Here is a 1,875-nt window from a genome sequence, read left to right as displayed (position 1 = left end):
TGATGTTCCCGGATGAGGATATGCTCGGCATCGACCTCGTCATCCCGGATATCAGTTATCTCATTGAAAATAAGGATAAGATCAAGGCCATCGTGCTGACGCACGGTCATGAGGACCATATCGGCGCCCTGCCGTATGTCCTCAAGAAAATCAATGTGCCGGTCTACGGCACGCGCCTGACGCTCGGCATTCTCGAGGGGCGTCTTAAGGAAAACGGCGTGGATTCGAGCAATCTGCACTCTGTCATGCAGGGCGATATCATCAATATCGGCTGCTTCAGCGTCGGCTTCATCCGAGTCAATCACTCGATTCCGGATGCTGTCGGCCTGTCCATTAAGACGCCGGTCGGCATGATCGTGCATACGGGTGACTTCAAGCTCGACTACACGCCGATTGACGGCAAGATGACGGACTTCCGCCGCTTCTCAGACCTTGGCAACCGCGGCGTGCTCGTGCTTATGGCTGACTCGACGAATTCGGAACGCGAGGGGCATACGCCGTCGGAACGCACGGTCGGTGCGGCCTTTGACAAGGCGTTTCACAATGCACGCGGCCGCATCATCGTCGCAACGTTCTCGTCAAATGTTCACCGCATCCAGCAGGTCATCGATACGGCAGTGCGCTATAAGCGCCATGTCGCCGTTCTTGGCCGCAGCATGGTCAATGTCGTCAATATCTCGCTCGAGCTCGGCTATATCACGGCGCCGGAAGGCACGCTCGTTGACATCGACGAGATTCATAACTACCGCATGGAGCAGATGGTCATCATCACGACGGGCAGTCAGGGCGAGCCGATGTCCGCACTGACGCGCATGTCCATGTCCGACCACCGCAAGGTCGGCATCGTGCCTGGTGATACGGTCATCATCTCGGCCACGCCGATTCCGGGCAACGAAAAGCTCGTCTCGAAGACCATCGACAACCTCATGAAGCTTGGTGCCAACGTCATTTACGGCCGCAATCAGGGCATCCACGTTTCGGGCCATGCGAGCCGCGAAGAACTCAAGCTCATGCACAACCTCGTGCGTCCGAAGTTCTTCATCCCGGTCCATGGCGAGTATCATCATCTCGTGCAGCATGCACGTCTGGCCCGCGAGCTCGGCATGCCGAAGGAGAATATCTTTATCAGCGAGAACGGCCAGATTCTTGAGTTCACGCGTGATAAAGGCCAGGTGGCCGGCAAAGTCACGGCCGGCATGGTCATGGTCGACGGCCTCGGTGTCGGCGATGTCGGCAACATCGTGCTGCGCGACCGCCGTCAGCTCTCGCAGGACGGCATTCTGATTGTCGTCGTGACGATGAACAAGCAGACGCACCGCGTTGTCGCCGGTCCGGATATCGTCTCGCGCGGTTTTGTTTATGTGCGCGAATCGGAAGCGCTCATGGATGAAGCAACAGCCCGCGTCAGACAGGCACTTGAGCGCTGCGAAGACGAGAAAGTCAAGGAATGGGCTGCCATCAAGTCGAATGTACGCGATGCACTTGGCCGTTATCTGTTCGAGAAAACGCGCCGCCGTCCAATGATTCTGCCCATCATCATGGAAATCTGATTTTTACAGGCTATGAGCCGGAGACCATGTCTCCGGCTTTTCTACTAATATTGTATAATCCCCCTGCTTATTTTTTCGGGAAGGAGCGGCTTATGCCATTTACCCATCTTCATGTCCATACAGAATTTTCTCTGCTTGACGGCGCGAGCCGCATCAAGGAACTCATCAAGACGACAAAAGAGCTTGGCATGGACAGCATTGCCATCACTGACCACGGTGCGATGTATGGCGTCATCGATTTTTATAAAGAAGCAAAGAAACAGGGCGTCAAGCCCATCATCGGCTGTGAGGTCTACGTCGCACCGGGCGCGCGTCAGGAACACCG

At 55.9% G+C, this 1,875-nt stretch carries 2 protein-coding genes; both read left to right on the top strand.

Features of this window, described 5'->3' with window-relative positions; genetic code table 11:
- Window positions 1–1,550 (top strand): ribonuclease J (locus tag ACI4OH_RS06385; RefSeq protein ID WP_439784420.1); only part of this gene is annotated, 1,550 nt, incomplete at its 5' end.
- A 92-nt stretch (window positions 1,551–1,642) separates the two neighbouring features.
- A partial coding sequence (locus ACI4OH_RS06380; RefSeq protein ID WP_439784419.1) for a PHP domain-containing protein occupies window positions 1,643–1,875 on the top strand: 233 nt, incomplete at its 3' end.

The organism is Mitsuokella apri (genome assembly GCF_051886055.1).
GTDB lineage: Bacteria > Bacillota > Negativicutes > Selenomonadales > Selenomonadaceae > Mitsuokella.
The sequence above is the reverse complement of the archived record's forward strand: the minus strand, read 5'-3'. Positions and strand labels throughout refer to the sequence as shown.